The organism is Chitinolyticbacter albus, from assembly GCF_024437655.1.
Lineage (GTDB): Bacteria > Pseudomonadota > Gammaproteobacteria > Burkholderiales > Chitinibacteraceae > Chitinolyticbacter > Chitinolyticbacter albus.
In genome coordinates this window covers 1-434 of record NZ_JANBVF010000082.1, presented here as the reverse complement: position 1 = coordinate 434, position 434 = coordinate 1, and the positions used below count along the sequence as shown (strand labels likewise).

At 51.2% G+C, this 434-nt stretch carries 1 rRNA gene; it reads right to left on the bottom strand.

What is annotated here, in order from left to right:
- A 16S ribosomal RNA gene (locus NLI84_RS18870) occupies window positions 1-130 on the bottom strand; the annotation flags it as partial.
- Between the last annotated feature and the right edge of the window lie 304 nt (window positions 131-434).

The window sequence follows — 434 nt, the reverse complement described above, 5'->3', positions numbered from 1 at the left end:
GGCACGTTCCGATGTATTACTCACCCGTTCGCCACTCGTCAGCGGACCGAAGTCCCTGTTACCGTTCGACTTGCATGTGTAAAGCATGCCGCCAGCGTTCAATCTGAGCCAGGATCAAACTCTTTCGTTTAATCACTTAGCTTTAGTACTTTGGCTCGTACTTAACTCAAGGAATCATCCGAAGATGATTTACTTTTCGTCTCGTGCGAGCACTTGTTGGTTACCCACCAAGCACTCACACGCATCGGCTGTATTTTGTTAAAGATCAGATCCGCCACCCCACCGAAACCTGCTAAACTCTTCGTTTCGCCTGTTTCGTTGCTGTGTCAGCAGCGAAGAAGCCGAACTATACGGCCCTCCCCGGAACCCGTCAACACCTCCCCGCAAAAATCTTCCGCCCAATCCGCTAAACCCCTGATCGGCAACGGAACATC